General features: G+C 39.7%; 16 protein-coding genes. 10 read left to right on the top strand and 6 right to left on the bottom strand.

The genetic code is table 11. The annotated features are described in order from the left end of the window. Positions 1 to 41: 41 nt before the first annotated feature. Together GARC_RS13080 and soxR are read left to right on the top strand one after the other, a co-directional pair. Complete coding sequence (locus tag GARC_RS13080; protein WP_007620817.1) at positions 42 to 428, top strand: MAPEG family protein; 387 nt, start codon at positions 42 to 44, stop codon at positions 426 to 428. 224 nt (positions 429 to 652) lie between these two features. Then, positions 653 to 1,096: a redox-sensitive transcriptional activator SoxR gene (gene soxR, locus GARC_RS13075; protein WP_007620816.1), complete on the top strand. Its 444-nt coding sequence runs from the start codon at positions 653 to 655 to the stop codon at positions 1,094 to 1,096. Here the strand turns inward: soxR and GARC_RS13070 are convergent. Together GARC_RS13070 and GARC_RS13065 are read right to left on the bottom strand one after the other, a co-directional pair. Further along, positions 1,079 to 1,612, bottom strand: coding sequence for a DUF6436 domain-containing protein (locus GARC_RS13070; RefSeq protein WP_007620814.1), 534 nt, complete (start codon positions 1,610 to 1,612; stop codon positions 1,079 to 1,081). The genes soxR and GARC_RS13070 overlap by 18 nt on opposite strands. A 3-nt stretch (positions 1,613 to 1,615) precedes the next feature. Then, the gene (locus GARC_RS13065) at positions 1,616 to 3,097 is read right to left on the bottom strand and encodes a methyl-accepting chemotaxis protein (protein ID WP_007620812.1); all 1,482 of its coding nucleotides are present in this window, start codon (positions 3,095 to 3,097) and stop codon (positions 1,616 to 1,618) included. Between the two features lie 506 nt (positions 3,098 to 3,603). Between GARC_RS13065 and thrA the strand changes: the two genes are divergently transcribed. The 5 genes from thrA (at position 3,604) to GARC_RS13040 (ending at position 10,886) form a co-directional block, all read left to right on the top strand. Beyond that, positions 3,604 to 6,066, top strand: coding sequence for a bifunctional aspartate kinase/homoserine dehydrogenase I (gene thrA / locus GARC_RS13060; RefSeq protein ID WP_007620810.1), 2,463 nt, complete (start codon positions 3,604 to 3,606; stop codon positions 6,064 to 6,066). Beyond that, positions 6,066 to 7,061: a homoserine kinase gene (gene thrB, locus GARC_RS13055; protein ID WP_007620808.1), complete on the top strand. Its 996-nt coding sequence runs from the start codon at positions 6,066 to 6,068 to the stop codon at positions 7,059 to 7,061. The genes thrA and thrB overlap by 1 nt, the downstream gene beginning before the upstream one ends. A gap of 87 nt (positions 7,062 to 7,148) precedes the next feature. Then, positions 7,149 to 8,432 carry a threonine synthase gene (gene thrC, locus GARC_RS13050; RefSeq protein WP_007620806.1) on the top strand — a complete coding sequence of 428 codons (1,284 nt, stop codon included), beginning with the start codon at positions 7,149 to 7,151 and terminating at the stop codon, positions 8,430 to 8,432. 9 nt (positions 8,433 to 8,441) lie between these two features. Continuing rightward, complete coding sequence (gene ung / locus GARC_RS13045) at positions 8,442 to 9,101, top strand: uracil-DNA glycosylase (protein WP_007620804.1); 660 nt, start codon at positions 8,442 to 8,444, stop codon at positions 9,099 to 9,101. A 147-nt stretch (positions 9,102 to 9,248) separates the two neighbouring features. Next, on the top strand, positions 9,249 to 10,886 hold the full coding sequence (locus GARC_RS13040) for an FMN-binding glutamate synthase family protein (protein ID WP_007620801.1): 1,638 nt from the start codon (positions 9,249 to 9,251) through the stop codon (positions 10,884 to 10,886). 330 nt (positions 10,887 to 11,216) lie between these two features. On the opposite strand, the gene GARC_RS26385 is transcribed toward GARC_RS13040, so the two are convergent. The 4 genes from GARC_RS26385 to GARC_RS13025 form a co-directional block, all read right to left on the bottom strand. Further along, positions 11,217 to 11,387 (bottom strand): DUF3545 family protein, encoded by a 171-nt coding sequence (locus GARC_RS26385; RefSeq protein WP_007620798.1) that lies wholly within the window; start codon positions 11,385 to 11,387, stop codon positions 11,217 to 11,219. Positions 11,388 to 11,967: 580 nt separating this feature from the next. After that, entirely contained in the window at positions 11,968 to 13,611 is a 1,644-nt protein-coding gene (gene pgi, locus GARC_RS13035; protein ID WP_007620796.1) for a glucose-6-phosphate isomerase, read from the bottom strand. Between the two features lie 353 nt (positions 13,612 to 13,964). Continuing rightward, positions 13,965 to 14,918 carry a transaldolase gene (gene tal / locus GARC_RS13030; RefSeq protein ID WP_007620794.1) on the bottom strand — a complete coding sequence of 318 codons (954 nt, stop codon included), beginning with the start codon at positions 14,916 to 14,918 and terminating at the stop codon, positions 13,965 to 13,967. 355 nt (positions 14,919 to 15,273) lie between these two features. Beyond that, on the bottom strand, positions 15,274 to 15,834 hold the full coding sequence (locus GARC_RS13025) for a DUF2799 domain-containing protein (RefSeq protein ID WP_226989154.1): 561 nt from the start codon (positions 15,832 to 15,834) through the stop codon (positions 15,274 to 15,276). Between the two features lie 219 nt (positions 15,835 to 16,053). Between GARC_RS13025 and yaaA the strand changes: the two genes are divergently transcribed. The 3 genes from yaaA to GARC_RS13010 all read left to right on the top strand — a co-directional run bounded on the left by yaaA (position 16,054) and on the right by GARC_RS13010 (position 18,881). Continuing rightward, complete coding sequence (gene yaaA / locus GARC_RS13020; RefSeq protein ID WP_007620790.1) at positions 16,054 to 16,830, top strand: peroxide stress protein YaaA; 777 nt, start codon at positions 16,054 to 16,056, stop codon at positions 16,828 to 16,830. A gap of 253 nt (positions 16,831 to 17,083) precedes the next feature. Further along, on the top strand, positions 17,084 to 18,274 hold the full coding sequence (gene zapE / locus GARC_RS13015) for a cell division protein ZapE (protein WP_007620789.1): 1,191 nt from the start codon (positions 17,084 to 17,086) through the stop codon (positions 18,272 to 18,274). Between the two features lie 211 nt (positions 18,275 to 18,485). After that, complete coding sequence (locus tag GARC_RS13010) at positions 18,486 to 18,881, top strand: DUF3718 domain-containing protein (RefSeq protein ID WP_007620787.1); 396 nt, start codon at positions 18,486 to 18,488, stop codon at positions 18,879 to 18,881. Positions 18,882 to 18,969 lie beyond the last annotated feature (88 nt).

Here is an 18,969-nt window from a genome sequence, read left to right as displayed (position 1 = left end):
TAGCCTACAAATTAAGATTTAATTGAGTTTAAGGAACCACTATGACCATCATTATCATCTGTTTATTCATCGCAACATTAATGCCTATTCTGGCTAAAGCGCCTTTGGCTTTGGCTATGAATAAGGCTGGTGGCTATGATAATCGAAACCCCCGTGAGCAACAAAAATCTTTATCGGGTTTTGGTGCTAGAGCTAAAGCGGCTCATGAAAATTGTTTTGAAGCCTTAGCTATGTTTACTCCTGGGGCCCTAGCAGTACTTGTAACAAATAATGCGGGGCAATTAGCAGAATATTTTGCTATTGCGTTTGTTGCGTCAAGGGTAGCTTATCTATTGGCATACTATTTTGACAAACATGTGTTGCGCAGCAGTTTCTGGGGCATTGGTTTTATATCATCATTGGCACTTGTTTGGTTGGCGATCCCATAATTTATTACTTGAAATACATAGTGCCGTTGTAGATATCTAAGAACCTTTTGACGAAATGTTTAAAATTTTTTTTGACTGTGGGTATTAGATTTTTCATAATTTTTTACCTCGTTTGATAAATGTATTTTGTTTCCGATAGTTGCATGATAAAACCTCATCTTAACTTGAGGTAAAGCGCTTTTTTCTCTATATTTGAAATGATTATTCAATAAGAGCTCGAGGATATGGAAGACGCAAATTTATCGGTGGGTTATGTGGCTAAACGCACCGGAGTGAAGGTTTCCACTCTGCACTTTTATGAACAAAAAGGCTTAATTAGAAGTTGGCGTAATCAAGGTAATCAAAGGCGTTACAAACGAGATGTGTTACGCAGAATTTCCGTGATAAAGGCGGCACAAAGATTAGGGATCAGTCTACAAAGTATTCATCAAACCTTTTTAGGCATGCCTAATGAGCGCACCCCAGATAAAAAAGACTGGGCACAATTGTCACAACGTTGGCAACAACAACTTGATCAACAAATTAATTCATTAACTAAGCTTCGAGATTCATTGGATGGCTGTATAGGTTGTGGTTGTTTATCTATGCAAAGTTGCCCAATTTATAACCCAGAAGACGCCCTTGAGATTGAAGGACCGGGTCCGGTTATTTTAGATCGAAAGTGTTGATGTTTTACAATAACAACCTTTTGCGTCTGTTATGAGAATTGTGTTTTCAACTATAGTGCTATTTATTTTAGGAAGTAGCGCATCTACAAGCCCGGTACCTCTTAAGCAGCCATAACCTTCTGAATATGGACCAAAGTATATAAGCTCTTCTAGTGCTCCTACTATTGCAACCGCTGGAGTGGAAGGGACAAAGTGAGCAAACTCTGGATCTGTATTAATATTTATATGAATATTATGGAAGCCGTTAGCGATCATGTTGTTAGATAAACGTGCGATGTGATTTTGTGCAATGGTTTCACAAAAACAATCATTGTCTGAAAAATGTATTATTGACTGACCAATTGAGCTGTGATTTTTTTGTAATTGAGAAATGAATTTTTGTTCAAATTCGATATCAGTGATAGCCATAGAGAGTTTCGATTCAGGATCGAAATCGTCTAGCTGACTGAAAGACAGAAATAACAATCCAGCTAGACAGCTTGCACACCACACACCAACAATCCATTTAGCAGACAAGGATTACACCGAAAATTGTTGCAGCTGTTGCTCAAGCTTTTTGCATAACTCGGCCAATTCTATCGCTTCGTTTTTAACGATATTGACGTTGTTTTGTTCTTCTCCAGATAGTTCAAGTAATAAATTTGTGGAATCATTTATGGATTTGACACTTGTAGACTGCTTATCAGCAGATGTTGCAACAGTGGTTATATTGTCTGATACCAGCTGGAAACTATTGATAACGCTGTCCATATTCTGCATGGCGACGTTCGACGAGTTAACGGCTTCGTCAACCATAGTTACACAATCATTCATTTGTGTGACTGAAGCATTTGCACTGGTTATTAAACTCACGGTGATTTGTTCTATTTCTTCAGCACTCTCTTTGGATTTAATCGCTAAGTTTCTGACCTCGTCGGCAACCACAGCAAACCCACGCCCATGTTCGCCAGCTCTCGCAGATTCAATGGCGGCATTCAGTGCTAACAGGTTAGTTTGTTCAGCAACAGATTTGATTGATTGCATCACCTCTGAAATATTATTGCATTTGTCGCTTAAAGTTTGGATTGCGCCTGATGCTAATGTCAATGTTTGCCTTAGTTGAGAAACATTCTCACTGGAGCCTTCTATCGAGGTTTTAGTTTCCACCGTACTACTTTTTGCTTCCTCTGCGTGAACATTGGATTCTTTGGAACGAGTGGCGATATCTTCGATAGAGTGACTTATTTCTTCTATCGAAGTAGAAATTAATTTCACTTGCTCTGCACTGAGTGACACAGATGTATTTAATGTCCCTGACGAGTTATTAACTCTTTGGGCTACAGCTGACACGTTGCTACTTAGGGAATTCGATTCTTTAATTAAAGACTTAAATGCCTCAATTAAGGTTCTAAACTCTTCAATGCTTGGAATATCACTGGGTATCTCAACCTTCAAATCTAAAGCGTCTTTTTGATGCATAATGTCGGATACTGCTTTATTTAGTATGATCGCACCTTTAGCCTCGTTGTAACTGCTTTTGGCCATAAATCCAAGTATGACACCTTCAATAACAGCAAATGCTGCATGAATGGCTAATATGTAAAAAGCTACTTTACCTTCTTCGAATATTACTAGGCCTCCGCCACTGCTTTGCACGAAGTAAAAAAGGATGTGATGCACTGCAACAGTGCCAGTGCCAATGGCTATGGTTTTCCAATCACGAAAATAGGATAAAAATGCCAACATGACGAATATTTCAAAATGCAGCTCGGTCATGCCATAAGCTTGTTGAATATGCAGCGCCGCAAAAAGTTGCACAGCTATTGCGAAAGCATATCGACTGATAGGTTTAGATGCGTGAGTATAACTTAGGATAATCGGCAGCGCTAAAATAGGCAGCCCTAACAAAAATGGCTCAATCCAGCTTGATGTAAAAAAAGCAATACCTAGTGATATTAGCCATTGAACAATTATTGCGATCCTAAAAATTTTATTTGCGCTTTGTACCCAAGGATAATTCATAAGCTTTCCTAATTATTTACTTCTAAAAGTGTTATCGACCATTTAAGCAATTTTAGAATAGGCAAAGGGTCTTAGTTTTCAATAATTCCAAACATTGTATATTCTATTGTTGTTAACTCTTATCTGTTCACCAAATGTATTTGTTGTCATTGTGTTAGGGCCTTTAATTTTCTTGTTTTCCCTATTAGGAGTTAGAAACAGCGGGCCGATGGGAATAATAAGTATGACCATATCACATGGTTTGAATCATGCTGATATATCAAATAACAAAACATCGTTAAGTGTCGGTTGACATATAGACGTCTATACGGCAAATTGCGCACATGAAAAAAATAATTACGATCACCACCGGTATGATGATTATCACCTTCAATAGGGTGGTCGCTGGCTAGTGCAAAAGTATTACACATAAAAAGCCCGCAACCACCGCGGGCTTTTTTGTTGCTCAAAAAATACATGATAAATGTAATAAACATAGTGTGTCGAAACTGTTAAGGAATTAAAAAATGAAGGTATTGAAGTTTGGCGGATCGTCTCTCGCTGATGCAGAACGTTACTTAAGAGTAAAAGACATTTGTATCGCATGTCACACCGAAACAGGTGCTGCTGTTGTATTGTCTGCTCCAAAAGGCGTCACCAATGCTTTATCACTATTATGTGATGAAGCAGCATCAGGTAAAGATTACGGTGAGTTGTTTGCCAAATTAAATATGGTGTTGTTTGGCATCTTGGATGACTTAAAAATCAACGTACCTAACTTTTCTGAAACTAAACTAGCTGACTACATTCAACACACGTTAAACGACCTTAATCAGCATCTAGAAGGTTTTGCATTGTTACGTTGTGCGCCTGAGCAAGTTGTCGCTAAAGTGTTGAGTATTGGCGAATATATAAGTGTAAATATTTTCAGTGAGATCCTAAGCACTTTAGGGCATGCCAACTGCATTATTGATCCGGTTAAATATATTATCGCTGAAGGCGACTACTTAGACAGTATCGCCGATGTATCTGCCAGTAAAGCTCGCTTTAGTGATGTCGATATTTCAGGTAAACAAATCTTAATTATGCCTGGATTTGTAGCTGTAAATGACGCCGGTGAAAAAGTCACCTTAGGTCGTAATGGTTCAGATTATTCCGCTGCTATATTGGCTGCTTGTATTGATGCACAGTGTTGTGAAATTTGGACGGACGTAGATGGTGTTTATAATGCCGATCCAAACCAAGTAGAAGGCGCAGTATTACTCGATAAGTTAACTTATCAAGAAGCTATGGAGTTGTCTTATTTTGGTGCAAAAGTGTTACATCCAAAAACGATTGGTCCCATTGCTCAGCACCATATCCCATGTTTAATTCGCAATACTTTAAATCCAGCTGCTCCGGGTACCTTAATCAGTAACGAAGCCAGTACTAAGTGGACTAGCGTAAAAGGCATATCGCATTTAGATGATATGACCATGTTTAACGTGGCAGGGCCTGGTATGAAAGGCATGGTTGGTATGGCTAGCCGCGTGTTCGAAATTATGTCTAACGCGAATATTTCGATTAGCTTGATTACTCAATCGTCGTCTGAATACAGCATTAGTTTTTGTATTCACAGTAAAGATGCGAGTCGTGCACAAGATTTATTAGAAGATTCATTTGCACTAGAACTAAGCAACCAGTTACTTGAGCCTATTGAAGTGCGCCATGAATTAGCCATTATAACCTTAGTCGGCGATGGCATGCGTCATTCTAAAGGTTTGGCCGCTAAATTCTTTAGCTCCTTGGCACAAGCAAGAGTGAACAACGTAGCTATCGCTCAAGGTTCCTCTGAACGTTCCATTTCCACTGTAATCGAATCCAATAAAGCTAAAAAAGCGGTGAAAGTAGTGCATCAGAATTTTTTCTCTAACTTACATGCTATAGATGTGTTTTTAGTAGGTTGCGGTAGTGTTGGTAAAGAGCTTTTAGCTCAAATTGCTCGCCAACAAGCTTCCTTACTTGAAAAAAATATAAGTTTAAAAGTATACGGCATTGCCAATAGTAAGAAATTATTGCTGCAATCCAATGGCATAGACTTGAATGCATATTGGCAAGAAGCCTTAGGCCAAAGTGATAAACAACTATCTATCGAAAATTTGATAAATTTTGTACATAATAATAGTTTGGTTAACCCGGTTATTATCGATTGTACCAGTAGCTCACAAATTGCTGAACAATACCCTCAGATGATGCTAGATGGCTTTCATGTTGTTACACCGAACAAAAAAGCTAATACAGCGAGCACTGAATTTTATAAGCTGTTAAGAGATACAGCTCAGCAGACTAATCGCCAATTTTTGTACGAAACTACAGTAGGTGCAGGCTTGCCGGTTATCGATAATCTACAAAATTTGTTTTATGCTGGCGATGAATTGGTTCGGTTTGAGGGCATTTTGTCAGGCTCATTATCTTTTGTGTTTGGCAAGTTAGATGAAGGTTTGAGCTTATCTGAAGCAACTGAAATTGCTAAAAAGAATGGTTTTACTGAACCTGATCCTCGTGATGATTTGAGTGGCATGGATGTAGCCAGAAAACTACTGATTATGGCTCGTGAGTCTGGTTTAACCCTAGAGTTAGCCGATATCACTATAGAACCAATATTACCCTCATCTTTTGATGCCAGTGGCAGTATCGAAGACTTTATGGCGCGTTTGCCTGAATTAGATAGTCTCTATGCCCAGAAAGTAGCTGCTGCGAAAGACGAAGGTAAAGTGTTACGTTATGTCGGTTCGATTGAACATGGTAAATGTGTAGTCAGTATCGAAGCTGTTAATGAGTCGCACCCACTATATATGGTAAAAGAGGGTGAAAATGCTTTGGCTATTCACAGTCACTATTACCAACCTATACCTTATGTTATTCGAGGTTATGGTGCAGGAGCTGCGGTGACTGCGGCAGGCGTATTCGCCGACGTTATGCGCACTATGCCATGGAAACAATCTATCTAATGTCAGATGTTAATATGAAAAATTCTATCCTAAGAGCCTATGCACCTGCCTCTATTGGTAATGTCAGTTTAGGTTTTGATTTACTTGGCGCAGCATTAAAACCAATAGACGGTAGTTTATTAGGCGATGAAGTTGATATCGAAATTGCAGAGCAATTTAGTTTAGTCGTCAAAGGACGTTTTGCTGACAAATTGCCGCCTGATGCAGACAGTAATATAGTCACACGTTGTTACCAGCATTTTATTGCCGAATTGGAAAAACAAGGGCATCCAAAAAATGCTATCCCAGCTCTTAAAATGACACTGCATAAACATTTACCTATAGGCAGTGGATTAGGATCTAGTGCTAGCTCTATCGTGGCAGCATTGTTTGGTCTGAATCAATTTTTTGCTGAGTACTTTGGCAAAGCTCCATTTACCGATAATGAGTTGTTGTTGGTTATGGGAGAGCTTGAAGGGCAAATAAGTGGTAGTGTGCATTACGATAATGTTGCGCCATGTTTCCTAGGTGGTCTAACCTTAATGGCCGAACATAAAGAGCAAATAGCATTACAATTGCCTATGTTTGAAAACTGGTATTGGGTGTCTTGTTATTCTGGCATAAACGTATCTACAGCAGCTGCGCGGGATATTTTACCGAAACAGGTTGCTATGCCTAACACCATTCAGTTTGGTCGTCAGTTGGCTGTGTTTGTTGATGCTTTGTACCGAAAGGATGAAAAACTTGCAGCAGCCATGATGTTAGATGTCATTGCTGAACCTTACCGCAAGTCACTGTTGCCAAAATTTGATGAATCGCGTACGTTCTCAGAACAACATGGAGCACTGGCTTTTGGTATTTCAGGCTCTGGCCCAACAGTGTTTGCAGTATGCGATAATTTAGAAAATGCTAAAATAATTAATCAATGGTTAACTGATAACTATATTCAAAATGACACGGGTTTTAGTCATATTTGTCAGTTAGACACGAGTGGTGCATCCGTAAGCCACTCTTGAAAGCAGACGCTTTCATAGGAGCTAGTAATCTAGGGCTATCACGGCCTGTAACTAGCGCAAAATTTATAGTATTAAAAAGGTAGTAAAGTGGAACTTGTTAATTTAAAAGACGCCTCTGAGCAAGTAACGTTTGCGGAAGCGGTAAAAAAAGGTTTAGGCAAAAACCAAGGTTTGTTTTTTCCTAAAAAAATACCCAAGTTTGATGATGTAGAATCAATATTAGCTATGCCTTTTGTTGAGCGAAGCGTAGAGATTTTAAGCACCTTAATTGGTGATGAGTTACCTCGTGAAACTGTTGCTGGCATAGTTGAACGTGCTTTTGTGTTTGGCGCGCCTTTGGCCAAAGTTACAGATAATGTGTATACCTTGGAGCTGTTCCATGGCCCTACATTAGCATTTAAAGATTTTGGTGGCCGTTTTATGGCCCAGTGCTTAGTTGCAATCTCCGATGGCCAACCTATCACTATTTTGACCGCTACATCCGGTGATACTGGTGCTGCAGTTGCTCATGCATTTCATGGTATTGAAAATATCAATGTGGTGATCTTGTATCCAAAAGGTAAAATCAGCCTGCTACAAGAGAAATTATTTACCACTCTGGGTGACAATATCCATACAGTCGCCATTGAAGATGATTTTGATGCTTGTCAGCAATTAGTTAAAAGTGCTTTTGATGATCCTGATGTACGTGACGGCTTACACCTAAATTCTGCAAACTCTATTAATATCAGTCGTTTAGCTGCCCAAGTGTGTTATTACTTTGAAGCCGTGTCGCAGTTGACACCAGCAGAGCGTGAAGACTTAGTGATTTCAGTACCCAGCGGTAACTTTGGTAATTTAACCGCGGGTTTAATTGCAAAAGTGATGGGCCTACCAGTCAAACATTTTGTTGCCGCCACTAACTTAAACGATACTGTGCCTCGTTATTTAAAAACTGGCGAGTGGATACCTCACGATACAGTAGCAACGTTATCTAATGCAATGGATGTGAGTCAACCAAACAACTGGCCGCGTATTGAAGCAATGATTGAGCTAGGCCTAGTCGATAAGTCTGTTATTTCAGGCGATACAGTTGACGAAGAGTATACTCAAGTTTCCATGCGTCAATTGGCCCAGTTAGGCTACGTAAGTGAGCCCCACGCTGCCATTGCTTACAAAGCATTGGTGAGAAAAATGGAAGAAGGGCAAACAGGTATTTTCCTAGGTACTGCTCACCCAGCTAAATTTCGGGAAACTGTGGAAAATGTCTTAGGGCAACCCATCAGTTTACCTAAACCTTTGGCAGATTGCGCCGGTAAAGAGGGATTGTCAGCGGAATTACCTTGTGATTATCAAGCGTTAAAAGCGCACTTATTTAGTATATTAAGCTAAAGATACTTGATGACCACTTGGGAAGATCTTTTAGGTCAAGAAAAACAGCTGCCTTACTTTCAACGAATGATGCAATTTGTTGAAAGTGAGAGAGCTGCTGGCAAGACGATTTACCCACCTAGTCAAGATGTGTTTAATGCCTTCAATTTAACTAAACTGGATAACGTTAAGGTGGTGATATTAGGTCAAGATCCTTATCACGGGCCTAACCAAGCTCACGGTTTATGTTTTTCGGTATTACCTAAGATTAAAACGCCACCCTCATTAGTTAACATATACAAAGAGTTAGCCATTGATATTCCCGATTTTATTATCCCACAACATGGTTTTTTACAAAGCTGGGCAGAACAGGGGGTATTGTTGCTTAATACCGTACTTACTGTCGAACAAGCCCAAGCTCACTCTCATGCAAAAATAGGCTGGGAACAATTTACCGATACTGTTATTCAACAACTGAGTGACCATTGTAATGGATTGGTGTTTTTGCTGTGGGGCAGCCACGCTCAGAAAAAAGGCGCGGTGATCGATACCAAAAAACATCATCTGCTTAGTGCACCTCATCCTTCTCCGCTGTCAGCGTATAGAGGTTTTTTGGGTTGTAAACATTTCACTCAAACCAATGACCTTTTAAAACTACAGAATAAAAGCCCAATTAATTGGCAGCTTTGATTTTCCAAGCGTTTAACTGAATATCTTTTAATGATCTCCAGACTATCCATATTTATATTGAAAGAGATCGGTGGCTATGTTGTTCTTATGAGGCTAGCAACCAATGTTTGAAAACGTATTTGTTATTCATCTAAATAAGGTCATGAAATGAGAAACATTTTTGTCATAGTGAATGTCACAGCTTGGGTAGTGATGTTATTACTAAGTTTTAAATGGCCGAATATTATTTGGTTCAGTCTATTGCTCCTTCCGATTTCCTTAGTTGGTTTATACGACATGAATCAAACTAAACATGCTATTAGGCGAAACTTTCCTTTTGTAGGTCGTGGACGCTGGGTAATGGAATATCTCCGGCCATTTCTGCGTCAGTACTTTTTCGAGTCTGAAACCGATGGCGTACCCGTCAGCCGTATGTTCAGATCGGTAATTTATCAGCGGGCTAAAGGCGCACAGGATGCCGTACCATATGGTACTAAGCTCGATACCCAGGCAGTAGGCTATGAATGGATTGGTCATTCATTGGCCGCTATTCATGCAAATAAAGAGACGCCAAGACAGCGTATCGACGTGGGTGGTCCTGATTGTCTTAAGCCATACTCTGCCAGTGTTTTTAATATATCAGCTATGAGTTACGGCTCGTTAAGTGGTAATGCCATCGAAGCACTAAACAAAGGTGCCAAAAAAGGCGGTTTTTACCACAACACTGGTGAAGGTAGTGTTAGCCCATCGCATTTAAAACATGGCGGCGATTTGGTTTGGCAGATAGGAACAGGTTATTTTGGTTGCCGAACAGCAGATGGCGGATTTGATGGCGATAGTTTCGCCAAAACTGCGATAAAAGATAATATTAAGATGATTGAAATTAAATTATCTCAAGGTGCAAAGCCTGGCCATGGGGGGATTTTACCCGCTGATAAAAATACCATAGAGATCGCTCAAATCCGGCAGGTAGAGCCTGGCACTCGAGTTGATTCACCACCAGTACATTCAGCATTTTCTACTCCGTTGGAAATGATGCATTTTATTAAGCAACTTAGAGGGTTGTCAGGTGGCAAACCAATAGGTTTTAAATTATGTATTGGTCGAAAAAGTGAATTTATTGCTCTGTGTAAGGCAATGGTAGAAACCAAAATACAACCCGATTTTATCACTGTTGATGGTGGGGAGGGTGGTACAGGTGCAGCGCCTTTAGAATATTCTAACTCAGTGGGTATGCCTCTTCGCGAAGCGCTGGTATTTGTGGTTGATGTACTGGTCGGTTTTGGTTTGAAAAAAGACATTAGAGTGATTGCTAGTGGTAAAACCTTTACTGGTTTTCACTTAGTTAAAAATTTAGCTTTGGGTGCTGATATGTGTAATAGCGCTAGAGGCATGATGGTGGCTCTTGGTTGTATTCAGTCTCTAATTTGCCATACCAATGAGTGCCCAACAGGTATTGCTACTCAAAACCCAGCCTTAGCTTCTGGCTTGGTGGTGGGCGATAAAGCAACACGTATAGCTCGTTTTCATAAAGAGACAGTGTTCTCTACGTTTGATTTGGTATCTTCTGCTGGCTTATCAAATCCAAACCAGTTAAATCGTTCTCATATCTACAGAAGAGTGAGTCAAACTGAAATAAAACGTTATGACGAAATCTATCCGAATTTAAGCGGGGGTTGTTTATTACAAGAAAATTGTCAGTCTGATCTTTTTGCCCAAGAAATGAAAGAATCATCAGCTGAAAGTTTTATGCCCAAACAGTATGTAGTCGAAGGGCAATCTGGATTAGAAAAAGTAGCGAGTTAACTTGGCCAAGAAGAGTTACTAGCTACGAGTTACTAGAAAAACAAAAGAAAAATCAAAAGCTTATCACCACAGAGGAAAATGAGAGCACAGAGAAAAAGACTTAATTCTTAACAATGTATTCCTCTGTGCAGCGAAGCGCTCTGTGCCTCTGTGGTCCAAATTCTTTAATGTGTTTATTTCCAAATTTGGAATTAAAAAGCCAGTTGATATACAACTGGCTTAAAGGCCTCTCATTTTACGAAGCTCGAAGCTGCCTTGCCAATCAAATGACAATTAGATCTGTCTTATGTACACACATAAAAAAGCCCTGAATCTACAGGGCTTTTACATTTACAAAAACTCTAATGCATCTTCGGGTGACATTCCCAGATCGCGTAATTCTTGTTTGAGTCGGTGTCTGTCGTGGATGGCTTCAATCTCTCGCCATTTACGTTTGTTTGCTTTGCTTTTAGATGACTTGGTTTCTGAATCTAAGGTAGACAATAATTCGGACTTATCCATGTTGATCTCCTTTATTATTTTTTTAGCGCACTGATTACAACGATACTCTTTAAGCTTTTGTGATTTTCTACAATAAAACAATAGCTTAATGACTATGTACCATAGGAACACCTAAAATAGAATAAATATTTGTACTATTTATTAACAAAATATGAACATTTTGTGACACAGAACAAGCGGCTACGAGCTACAAGCATCGAGCAGCGAGCTTCGAGGAATGATAAAAAAAGGGTGTCATTTGATTAAAATGACCCCCTTTTTGATTGACAATAAAAGTTAGGGGACAACGATACTTGCGTAGCTCGTAGCTCGTAGCTCGTAGCTCGTAGCTCGTAGCTCGTAGCTCGTAGCTCGTAGCTCGTAGCTCGTAGCTCGTAGCTCGTAGCTCGTAGCTAAACAAAAATCAAAAGCTTATCACCACAGAGGAAAAAGGGGAGCACAGAGTAAAGACTGAATTCTTAACAATCTATTTCTCTGTGCAGCGAAGCGCTCTGTGACCTCTGTGGTTCAAAATCTTTAATGTGCTGATTTACAAATTTGGAATTTAAAAAGCCAGTTGCTATACAACTGGCTAAAAGGTTTATCCGTTTGCTTGTCTAAATTTACTGATTAGCTGATTGGTTGATGCATCAAAATTTAAGTCCGCATCGGTGTTAACAAGTTTATCTAGTACTTGATTACCTAACTCTTTGCCTAGTTCCACTCCCCATTGATCGAAGGAGTTCACGCCCCATATGGCTCCTTGCACGAATACTTTATGTTCGTACATAGCAACTAACGCACCTAAGGTTTTAGGATCAACTTGCTTAAACAGCAAGGTATTGCTTGGCTTATTACCTGGCATAGTTTTATGGGTGGCAAGTGACTCAAGCGTGGCATCGTCTAAGCCTTTTGCAGCTAAGTCCGCTTTGCATTCTGCAAAGGTTTTACCTTGCATTAAGGCTTGAGTTTGGCCAAAACAGTTCGAGGCCAACATGGCGTGATGAGTATTATCTTGATTCGGTACCTTAAGAGGTAACATAAAGTCAGCGGGTACTAACACTGTACCTTGATGGATAAGCTGGTGGAATGAATGTTGACCATTAGTCCCTTCGCTGCCCCATATAATAGGTCCAGTGGCATAGTCTACTGCTGTGTCAGAACCTGAGATACGTTTACCGTTACTTTCCATATCTAGCTGTTGTACATAAGCTGGAAAACCACGTAAATAGTGATAGTAAGGTAATAACACATGGCTTTGTGCACCAAAGAAGTTCACATACCATACGCCTAACAAGGCCAAGATCATCGGCAAGTTTTGCTCTATGGGTGCTGTTTGGAAATGTTCATCCATTTCAAATGCACCTTGCAATAATTCACGGTAGTTTTCGTAACCTATTGTTAGTGCAATAGGTAAACCAATTGCTGACCAAAGTGAATAACGCCCACCCACCCAATCCCATAAAGGAAATATATTGTCTTCCGCCATACCAAATTCAGTGGCGGCTTTAATATTAGAAGAAACGGCAATAAAGTGTTTAGCAATGTCTTGTTGTGAACCACCGGCCCCCAAAAACCAAGCTTTAGCTGTAAGGGTATTTTGTAGGGTCTCTTGTGTCGTGAACGATTTAGATGACATGACTACTAAGGTTTCTTGATGGTCAACACTGGCTAATACATCTTGAATATGACAGCCATCAACGTTGGCTACATAATGCACTTTCACTCCTTCAAACCAATAAGGTTTAAGAGCTTCTGACATGATTTTAGGACCAAGAAAAGAGCCGCCAATACCAATGGCAATAATTTGGGTTAATGGTTTTCCGGTATAACCTTTACGCTCACCGCTGTGTACGCTGGCAACAAAGTCTTGGATTTTTTTCTGACAGGCCAACACTTCTGGCATCACGTCTTCACCATCTACCAAGACTTGTTTACCTGAAAAGTTACGCAGTGCGGTATGTAATACTGCGCGTTTTTCGGTGTGATTGATTATTTCGCCGGCAAACATAGCCTGACTTTTTTCACTTACCTGACATTCACTGGCAAGTGTTTGTAAGGCTTGCATCACTTCATCAGTGATAAGGTTTTTTGAAAAATCTAATTCAATACCACAGGCGGATTGGGTAAAGTTTTCAGCACGTTGTGGGTCTGCAGCAAACCAGTCACGCATGTGTTGAGTTTTTATTTTTGTCGCTAAGTTTTCAAGATTTTGCCACGCGGGGGATGCAGTTAGTGCGGTCATAATAGGTTCTCAATGTAGGGTAAAGATTAGGTCTGGCCTTAAAAAAGGGTTATAAAATAAAAAAGCGCCGAATTCGACGCTTATATACCCATACCACCTCAAAATGCGCGTTTCAGAACGACTGGGGCGCTTCAATTCAAGGCGCGTCAATATACCACATTCTGAATTGGCGCAACGCAGAAGTGGAGTGCCCCAGCCGTTCCCTGGTGGGCGGGTTTTAAAGCGATTTATGCTGCGTTGGCCATTTTTGACTTAGATTGCTAAGCCTGCAAATGTCCGCCTTGCCTAAATCGCTTTAAACTCCCGCTGAATCCGTCATTTTGAGGTGGTGTGGGTATAACTATTAGCTTAGCTTACAGATAGCTTCTTAACATGGCTTCTAGTTTAACTTGGTCGGCTGCGAAGTTACGGATACCTTCAGATAACTTTTCAGTTGCCATGGCGTCTTGATTCATATCCCAGCGGAACTGAGCTTCTGTTAAAGGAGCCCCCGGTGTTTTGGTCGCGCCGTTATCTTTTAGTTTTATAGGTAAAGGGGCATCAGTTTGTGATAATTCTTCTAATAAGCTAGGACCAATAGTTAAACGGTCACAACCGGCAAGTTCTGTAATTTCACCTGTGTTGCGGAAGCTTGCACCCATAACAACGGTTTTATAACCATGGTCTTTGTAGTAGTTATAAATTTTAGTAACAGATACCACACCCGGATCTTCAGCAGAGCTGTAGTCAGTTTTACCAGTGCTTTTCTTAAACCAATCAAGAATACGTCCAACAAAAGGTGAAATTAAGAATGCACCGGCTTCTGCACATGCTTGAGCCTGAGCAAAACCAAACAATAAAGTTAGATTACAGTTAATGCCTTCTTTTTCTAACACTTCTGCAGCTCGAATACCTTCCCAAGTAGAAGCCAACTTAATTAAAATACGGCTTTTATCGATCCCGGCTTCTTTGTAAAGGGCGATCAACTTGTGGGCTTTTTCGATACTAGCCGCGGTGTCAAATGACAAACGTGCGTCTACTTCTGTAGAAATGCGACCAGGTACGATATTCACTATGTCAGTACCAATAGTCACAGATAATTTGTCGCCAGCATCAAGGATTTGTTGTTCAGCGTCAGATGATTGTTCTTTAGCCCATGCCACAGCCGCTTCAAGATGAGACTTATACTGAGGCATTTCTGCGGCTTTAAGCAACAATGATGGATTAGTGGTAGCGTCTACCGGTTGGTATTTTTTAATGGCTTCAATATCGCCTGTGTCAGCCACAACTGTGGTGATTTCTCGTAATGCTTGTAATTGGTTAGACATATAATCCTCTGTAAGTAATGACGCTGTATTGGCTATCACATTGTAATACGTATAGCTTGGCAAAAATGTATCGGAATTCAAAGAAGTAAGCTGACTATCTTATGTCTTAATGCTTACTTGTAATTGATTAAATTGAATCGCTACAGGATATAACCGTTAAATAGCAGACGCCAGTAAAAGGCCAAGTTTGCTAACAAAAATAACGACTATATGAAATCACGTAACTAAAAGGTGATCTTAAAAGTGTATAAATGTTGTGGTCAATTCTAAAGTAGTTGCCTAAATAACCTGAACTCGGATTATATACTCTTTAATTTTCACATGCCTTATGTTGATGGAACTGCTACTCAATTAGCTAATAGCCAGAAAACGCATCTTTTCCTTGCTCATAAGCTTGATGAGCGTTTTCAAATTCATATTTTAATTCCGGTAACAAATCATACAACTCAACTTGCTGCTGCTGATATTGCGCAATTTCATCTCTAACAACTATTCGCTGCTTTCGGTTAAGACCATCGGCAATCATGAGTTCACTTTTTTCAGCAATAGTGTGTTCAAGCCAATCTAACTCTTTATAGGCGCTTTCAAGATCGGCAGCTCTTTGATTTAATACCTTTTTTAGCCCATACAGGGTTTGACCTTCGGAGAACCCTATTAAAAAAGCTGCTTCAAATTGTTGAGGACAACTACGATCATAATCTTTGCCTTGACTGCCTCGAGTAAAACCGTTGTTTGTAGTGCAAAAAAGTTTCGAACCCTCAAAGTGGCCCTTGCGATAGGCACTTAAATCTGGGGTGACACCGTGCTCAGAGCATTCTTTTCTGTGCTGTGAAATTTGAGATTCGTTTTTACCCAAACTACCGTCTTCAAAACCTATTAATTGCCAATTCGCTGTCAAACAATCTGATTTATTCATGTTGGCGCAATTTGATAACAATAAAATGATGCTAATGAAGCCTAAAACTTTTAGGTACATATTTATCCTTAACTGCAGATTGGTTCTTGTAGCTCAATTCTGGCTTAAGCGTTTTTGAAATACAAAGAAAATAAAAATCCAACTTGTATTTGGTAAGCTATCCCACATATCACAGCAGTAGTTTTTTATTTTATTTTTATCATTACAGGATCTTATTGAATGTTAGTTGTTATCTCACCAGCCAAAAACCTCGATTATGATACCCCAGCAGCAACAGACACATTCACTCAGCCAGACATGTTGGAAGATTCAAAAACTTTAATTAAACATTGTCGTAAGTTAAGCCCTGCCCAAATTGGCTCGTTAATGAAAATCAGCGATAAGTTAGCTGGACTCAATGCAGACCGTTACGCTGGTTGGCACACTCCATTTGATACCAATAATGCCAAACAAGCGCTATTGGCTTTTAACGGTGATGTGTACACAGGGCTAGATGCCAGTTCATTCAGCCAAGATGACTTCAACTATGCACAGCAACACTTACGTATTTTGTCTGGCTTATATGGTGTGTTACGGCCCCTAGATTTGATGCAAGCGTATCGATTGGAGATGGGTACCAAATTGGACACAGGCAAAGACAAAAACCTATATCAGTTTTGGGATAAACGTATCAGTCATAAGTTAAACGAAGCGATTGATTCACAAGGTGATAATGTGTTGGTTAATCTTGCGTCAAATGAATATTTTAAAGCCGTAAAACCTAAATTTTTAAATGCAGAAATTTATACTCCGGTGTTTCGAGATTGTAAAAACGGCCAATACAAAGTGATTAGTTTTTTTGCCAAAAAGGCGCGGGGAATGATGGCGAGATATATTATTCAAAATCGTGTGACTGATATTTGCCAATTGCAAAAATTTGATACGGCTGGATATAGATTTTCTGCACAACAAAGTAAGGGGAATGAGTTGGTGTTTACGCGTGAAGAGCTAACTTAGGTTTCTATCTCAAACTACATCTTGCTGTGGGACTTGCCTTTTGCAACTCTAGGTAAAAAGTAAACCTTTTAACACAGGGGGCAAATCGGAAAACGTTATGGTTGCACTTATAAGATTCGCTATGCTTCTAGTTTATAAAATAAGCAGGTTTGGGAAAGGTAAATCTGCGTCAATCGCAAATTAGATTTGGCTGTGACGTTAAAAATAGCTAAAGTTCTGGTCTAAATTTAGTCCTTTGTTGAAAATATTATCTATGCCTGATGGGTTAAACCATACACCAAAACTTAATTCTCCTCTTGCTGTATATCAATCGCAATTGGGCAGTAAGCTTGTTGAAGATCCCTCTCAACTACAAGCAATAATGGCTTTGGATACATTGTTTTGGAAATTATCTAGGCAAAATACAATCTCATCTGAGCCAATCAAAGGGCTTTATTTATGGGGTGACGTGGGGCGCGGTAAAACATTTTTAATGGATTTGTTTTACGATTGTTTACCGCAAAAAGGTAAATTGAGATTACATTTTCATCGTTTTATGGCGCGTATTCATCACGCCCTTAAAGAGCAATCAGGTCAACAGGATCCCTTAGTGATTGTTGCTAAAGACTTAGCGAAAGAATGTCGTATTTTGTGTTTTGATGAGTTTTTTGTCTCCGATATTGGCGATGCCATGATACTGGCAGGTTTGTTTGCATGTTTATTTGAACAAGGCGTAGTGTTAGTGGCAACTTCGAATATTCCAATCGAGCGCCTATACGAAAATGGCTTAGCTCGACATAAGTTTTTGCCTTGTATTGCCTTACTACAACAACATACGCAACTTTTGCATCTTTCAGGTGAGCAAGATCATCGTCTACATCATTTACTTGCAGATCAAAATGAAACAGCATTTATTGCTGCATCTAAGTATGTAGGCAATACCTTAGACATGGATTTTGCGGCTATTTTTGCAGAGCAAACGCAGGTTACTAACCCAGAAAAAATCAATACTTCCAGTATAAAAATTTGCCACCGAGACATCAAGGTGATCAGCGCCACTGACATCAACATCTCAAACTCAGTTGTATGGTTCGACTTCTACGATTTGTGCGAGGGCCCGCGTTCGCAACTCGACTACATGGAGATTGCCACTAGCTTTAACATCATAATATTAAGTGGTGTACCGCAATTAGGTGGTCAAATAAGGGGATGGATCAAGGCACGTGGAACCGAGGATGGGGTAGGTGATAACCAAGCTACAGTCACTGGAGAGCGTACTTTATCCTATGCGGTTAACGATGATATGGCTAGACGTTTTATCAGCCTAATCGATGAGTTATATGATCAAAAAGTTAGGCTGTATTTAGGCAGTGATGTACCAATAGCAGAACTTTATCTAGAAGGCGCACTGATATTTGAATTTCGGCGCACGTATAGTCGTTTAATTGAAATGAGTCACAACTAAGTGAGTTAGCATGGAAGTTGTGAGTTTATGTTTTAGATTTAAACCTTCAACACAAGATGTTTTAAATAATATCAACAAAAAAGTTATCGGATCTCATACCTAAGTATCACTATGAAGGTTTTTTGAGCACACAAACTGCTATCTAATAGTCATTATCGAAATAAAACCGTTTCTACCCCCTTGCTCGAATATTACTCTTAGGAATTAAACAATGTTGAAATTAGTAAAAACCACACTCGCCATCGCTACTATCTCTTTATTCACTGTGGGCAATGCGCAAGCCGATGTAAACGAAGCACTACAAAATATTTGTACTATCGTTAAAGCGGATGATAAAGGCGAGTTACGTAAAAAAATGAAACTTGTTGAATCTGATTTTAAACTTAAGCTTAAAGATTATTATCCAGGTATATCATGTGGCGGCAACAGTCTTATCCGCACGGCTATGCTTAACAATGCTATTGAAACCGGCACCTTAATGGTTAAGAAAATGTCTAAAGGTGACTTAGGCGCACCTGAGCAAGACGGCAAAACAGTTATTGCTTGGGCTTCAGAAAATGGATTAGATGCCTCACCAATTGTTACTGCACTTAAAGATAGAATTTAAGTATATAAAAAATTGTTCCTAACGAACCACCAGTTCAACATGGAAAGGTGAGTAGTAGTCTTGATTTAGAATGCTATCCCCCATAAAA

It is taken from the genome of Paraglaciecola arctica BSs20135 (genome assembly GCF_000314995.1).
In the GTDB taxonomy this organism is placed as follows: Bacteria; Pseudomonadota; Gammaproteobacteria; order Enterobacterales; family Alteromonadaceae; genus Paraglaciecola; species Paraglaciecola arctica.
The sequence above is the reverse complement of the archived record's forward strand: the minus strand, read 5'-3'. Positions and strand labels throughout refer to the sequence as shown.

Coding starts and splice junctions, on each gene's coding strand:
- GARC_RS13080 (WP_007620817.1), top strand. CDS start 42: ATGACCATCATTATCATCTGTTTATTCATCGCAACATTAATGCCTATT.
- soxR (WP_007620816.1), top strand. CDS start 653: ATGGAAGACGCAAATTTATCGGTGGGTTATGTGGCTAAACGCACCGGA.
- GARC_RS13065 (WP_007620812.1), bottom strand. CDS start 3,097: ATGAATTATCCTTGGGTACAAAGCGCAAATAAAATTTTTAGGATCGCA.
- thrA (WP_007620810.1), top strand. CDS start 3,604: ATGAAGGTATTGAAGTTTGGCGGATCGTCTCTCGCTGATGCAGAACGT.
- thrB (WP_007620808.1), top strand. CDS start 6,066: ATGTCAGATGTTAATATGAAAAATTCTATCCTAAGAGCCTATGCACCT.
- ung (WP_007620804.1), top strand. CDS start 8,442: ATGACCACTTGGGAAGATCTTTTAGGTCAAGAAAAACAGCTGCCTTAC.
- GARC_RS13040 (WP_007620801.1), top strand. CDS start 9,249: ATGAGAAACATTTTTGTCATAGTGAATGTCACAGCTTGGGTAGTGATG.
- GARC_RS26385 (WP_007620798.1), bottom strand. CDS start 11,387: ATGGATAAGTCCGAATTATTGTCTACCTTAGATTCAGAAACCAAGTCA.
- pgi (WP_007620796.1), bottom strand. CDS start 13,611: ATGACCGCACTAACTGCATCCCCCGCGTGGCAAAATCTTGAAAACTTA.
- tal (WP_007620794.1), bottom strand. CDS start 14,918: ATGTCTAACCAATTACAAGCATTACGAGAAATCACCACAGTTGTGGCT.
- GARC_RS13025 (WP_226989154.1), bottom strand. CDS start 15,834: ATGAATAAATCAGATTGTTTGACAGCGAATTGGCAATTAATAGGTTTT.
- yaaA (WP_007620790.1), top strand. CDS start 16,054: ATGTTAGTTGTTATCTCACCAGCCAAAAACCTCGATTATGATACCCCA.
- zapE (WP_007620789.1), top strand. CDS start 17,084: ATGCCTGATGGGTTAAACCATACACCAAAACTTAATTCTCCTCTTGCT.
- GARC_RS13010 (WP_007620787.1), top strand. CDS start 18,486: ATGTTGAAATTAGTAAAAACCACACTCGCCATCGCTACTATCTCTTTA.